Raw genomic sequence first — 4,131 nt, 5'->3', positions numbered from 1 at the left:
GAAAAATAAATCATTCTCCTAAATGTCAGATGGTACTTGGCTTATCCACTCAGTTATCGCAATCTTGAGGAAATAGCTGAAGAACGAGGCTATCATGTTGACCACAGCACCCTTAATCGGTGGGTGATAAATTATGCACCTGAATTAGAGAAAGAATTTCATAAAAAGAAGCGTCCTGTTAATCGGCGGTGGCGGATGGACGAAACCTATATTAAAGTCAAAGGAGAGTGGAAATATTTTTATCGTGCCGTTGATAAAGAAGGCAATACCATTGACTTCTTACTCACCGCAAAGCGTGATACGAAAGCAGCCAAGCGCTTTTTTAAGAAAGCCATTAAGAGAAATGGCCGTCCTGAATTGGTCAATATTGATAAGAGTGGTTCCAATAAAGCAGCGCTTAATAGCATCAACAAGGAAGACTCAGATGCCCCTAAAGTGGAACCCATTGTAATCCGTCAATGTAAATATTTGAATAATATTATCGAACAAGATCATAGGAACATTAAACGAATAACTCGCCCTATGTTGGGTTTTAAAAACTTCCATAGCGCCCAAAAAACATTAGCAGGTATTGAGATAATGAAAATGATCAAAAAAGGACAAATGTTCGGAGGGGATGGTTTGTCTCCTGCAGGACAGTTTTATTCATTAGCTGCATAAAGGTCGGTTATGACCAATCTTTACCGGCATAATAAGTTATTGCGACAGAACCGGTTTCTTAGCTATTGTAGCTTTCAATGGAAAGCACTGATGAAATAGAGAGGTTAAAATATGAATAAGCAAGCACTGATTTTCTTAATAATGTTAGTCACGTCCTCGAACGTTATGGCATTAAAGGGGTCTAAGACTGAGGTCTCTAGTGATAAAACGCTACCATCACTTGCGGTAGTAGAGGGGTATAGTTGTACAGTAACTATGATTGGCAATTTTGTAGGTTTAACAAAAGCTACTTGTGGGGCTTCAAAGGAGGAGGATTTATCAGATACACCAATTACTGTAGTGTCGGCTAAAACAGGTACTAAAAAAACAGCACATTTTATACCACATCCTAAATTCGATGCTAAAAAATTGAATCCTAAATACGATATAGCTGTCGTTATACTAGATAGTGGTTTTGATACAAACTTGTCCGACCTTGTGAACTTATTTACACCCATAAAGGAAGAGCAAATTTTAAAGGAAAGCTATTTTAACCGTTTTGTATTATATAGTGCGGGCATAGATATGCAAAGTGATGAGTGTAACACTCAGGGGTCCAACCAAGGTTCATCAACTAGGTCAGAGTGGTTTGTAACGAAGGAGGGTTGTTGGGTCGGCCCGCTTTTTTATTGGTCTTTTGCAGATATTAACTTTGAAAGTCCATCAAGGTTATACCAAGGTGGTAAGAATCAAGTCTTACCTGATTGGCAGATAAAAAATCTTTTTATAGATAACGGGATGACAATAGAAGACTTAGATGAAAGTTTTTTCGTATTAGCACCTTCTGAGATTATAATCAAATGGAAAAAAGGTGATGTAGAATCCCCTGTAAGTGTTCAGGATTACGGAGCTACTGCTATGTTTGAGATAACTCTAACAGAACTAGGATTTGTAGGCTTTGTTCACTCTGAAAATTTGATTTCACGTGTTTTGCCACACTGGTCTTGGATTTTAGATGTAATAACAAAAGCATCTGTTGATTACAAAATAATCTCGCATGTCAACTCTGATAAGAACCATATCTTAAGTCAAATAATTCCTAATAATATAAACTCTGAAAAGGGTAATCGAGACAGTCATTTTGAAATTGGGCAAATTGAATTCCGAAGCCTCCCGGATAAAGGGACAACACAATATTTCAGATTAATAGGTTCATTTGCAGACCTCCCTACTACAGCAAAGGACACAAAAAATTGGGAGTATTTAGGAACTAAATTACCTAAAGCGGTTCTAAACCCTACTAAACTATATAAGCTGGATAAGCTGGGTGATAGCCCTTCTGATTCAGATAAGGGTTTATGCTTTGTCTACTACAATCCAACCACAAAGAAAGTTGAATATTATATAGCATTGGGAAATAACGCTGGTTGGGAGTATATAGGTACAGAAAACCCTGATATGCCACGAACTGTTTACCCTAAAAGTCATAACAATATGACAGCAAACTACTTAGCCCCTAGGTTTGTGAGGTTTTCAAACTTGACCCTTAAAGTTGAAAACGGGCGTTGGGCTAGGTATATAGAACTACCTCTTAATTATGTTGCAGAGGGTCGAGAGGTAAGAGTGGCTAGGTATTCAACCTGGTGGACAGAGGTTCGAACAGGGGGGGATCCCGTTAGGTTGCAAAAGGGTAAGGAAGTTACTTTTATCTTTGAAGGTGGCGTATGGAAACTAAAAGACTAGTTTCAAACGGTCATTAGGTATTGCGACTACTGCCATGCTGGCAGTAGTCGCTAAAACAAGCTTTCGCAAAAATAGAGACTCCCCACAAATAAAATATTATGAACCCAAATAGGTTCGGTTCTGTCGCATAAAATGGTTCTGTCGCAAAAGATAAGTATTTGTGTAAACCCGGCTATAAACCTGTTTTTATGTCTCTCATGAAAAAGCATCATGCAGGAGAAAATATTATCAACTCATCCGCTGCCAGCCATGGAGAGCGTTAGCGAGGGCTGGTAGTCCCCAGTAGGCGTAGGGCCGTTGTTTTGTCGGAATCTAAGCGTTAGCGCAGGTGGGAGACAAAATAAAAGGTTTCCCGAAACGCCGTCTAGTCATTTGAGGGAGTGCTACGTAGCCTGCGCCGAGTTTACGATGGTGTGGCGAAGTGGCACGTACGCAGGACGGCTGGGGCGCCGAAGGCAATAGTGGTCGCGTTAAGTTTTTGCCGCTTGCTTGGGCTGGGATGCCCAAAACAAGCTTTCGCAAAAATAGCGACTCCCCTATGGATAATTGAATGGATAAGCCAGGTATGATCTGGTGTTCAGGAAAATAATGACTTAAAAAATAGCACCATTTTTAGTTGAGCATGCAAACCTACTTTGTGTAAAATTAAATCTTATGATCGTAGGTAATAGGCTATTTTTGGTTTTTGCGACAGAACCAAGATTTCAAGTCAACTTGATTGGGTGTAAAAATTCCTGACACTTGGCTCAACCATTTCGTTAGAGTCTGTTTTGGGTCGATAGCAGTCTTTCAATGTAAAATTTGATTATGATCAATTTTTAGGAACAGTATTTTACGGTTTTTTTATATTTCATTTATTCAATACCTTCGCCAAAATTAAAATACACTCATTTTTATGAATTTTACAGCCTATAAGCGATTGATTTATATAGGTGTACGATTGTCATTTTTGGCTTAAATTAAAATTGGCGAAGGTATTGTTATTGTTGAATAATTTAATCTATCCTTTCAAAATCTATACCTCTATTAACAAGTGGTTTGCTTAAATTCACAAAGTGCAATATTTCGACCAGCTTTTCATATTTTTTAACTCTATAAAAAGCGGTATATCCCCTATAGGATATTTTTCTAATATTGCCTTTATGCTTTGCTCCTCCCTCAGGGAGGGTTGAAAGTGTATTGCTGATAGAAGCAACCAGGTCTTTTGCAAACGAAGCCGCTCTATCCGGTGAATCTAGTGCAATATAATAGATTATATCTTCAAGGTTCTCTTGAGCACTTGGCATGATCTTTACAAAATATTCCATTATTTCTCTTGGTTAGCATCTATTCTCATGTGTACTTTTTTAACTAGTTTATCTGCAAAGTCAGCATCAAACTCGGTTCCCAGTCCCTGGTTTGCTTCTTCCAGGCCAATATTAATATTCCTGTTTAATTCCTGTTCAACCAAGGCTCTGAGTCCTGCTCGAATCACTTCGCTGGCTGAAGCATACATCCCGGTATCCACTTTGGTCTGGACAAATTCTTCAAGGGGTTTTGTCAGTGATACATTCATAATCTTTTCCTTATAAAAAGTAAAATATAAGTCCAGTGTATAAAAATAACAATAAATGTCAATTATTGTTATTTTACCAAAGCCCGGGCAGGTGTAAAATGTGACTTCTTTTTACGGTTCTGTCGCATAAACCCCCCTTCCCTACGTTATCTGCTATCATAATTCTCAATTTCAATAAAAGGTGGATCACATGC

Annotated in this window: 5 protein-coding genes; 3 read left to right on the top strand and 2 right to left on the bottom strand. The window is 38.3% G+C overall.

Annotated features, from left to right (window positions below; all coding sequences use genetic code 11):
• The first annotated feature begins 9 nt into the window (after window positions 1-9).
• The 3 genes from CDZ78_RS16820 (at window position 10) to CDZ78_RS23875 (ending at window position 2,932) form a co-directional block, all read left to right on the top strand.
• Entirely contained in the window at window positions 10-660 is a 651-nt protein-coding gene (locus CDZ78_RS16820; protein ID WP_244559272.1) for an IS6 family transposase, read from the top strand.
• Between the two features lie 111 nt (window positions 661-771).
• A complete protein-coding gene (locus CDZ78_RS16815) occupies window positions 772-2,382 on the top strand; it encodes a hypothetical protein (protein ID WP_087871025.1) in 1,611 nt (536 codons plus the stop codon).
• Window positions 2,383-2,803: 421 nt separating this feature from the next.
• Window positions 2,804-2,932: a hypothetical protein gene (locus CDZ78_RS23875; RefSeq protein ID WP_280175598.1), complete on the top strand. Its 129-nt coding sequence runs from the start codon at window positions 2,804-2,806 to the stop codon at window positions 2,930-2,932.
• Window positions 2,933-3,377: 445 nt separating this feature from the next.
• Here CDZ78_RS23875 and CDZ78_RS16810 read toward each other — a convergent pair whose 3' ends face one another.
• Window positions 3,378-3,689, bottom strand: coding sequence for a type II toxin-antitoxin system RelE/ParE family toxin (locus tag CDZ78_RS16810; protein WP_087871024.1), 312 nt, complete (start codon window positions 3,687-3,689; stop codon window positions 3,378-3,380).
• Window positions 3,689-3,937, bottom strand: a complete 249-nt coding sequence (locus CDZ78_RS16805) for a type II toxin-antitoxin system ParD family antitoxin (RefSeq protein WP_087871023.1) — start codon at window positions 3,935-3,937, stop codon at window positions 3,689-3,691. The genes CDZ78_RS16810 and CDZ78_RS16805 overlap by 1 nt, the downstream gene beginning before the upstream one ends.
• Window positions 3,938-4,131 lie beyond the last annotated feature (194 nt).

It is taken from the genome of Bathymodiolus platifrons methanotrophic gill symbiont (assembly GCF_002189065.1).
Lineage (GTDB): Bacteria > Pseudomonadota > Gammaproteobacteria > Methylococcales > Methylomonadaceae > Methyloprofundus.
This window is presented reverse-complemented; position numbering and strand designations above follow the sequence as displayed.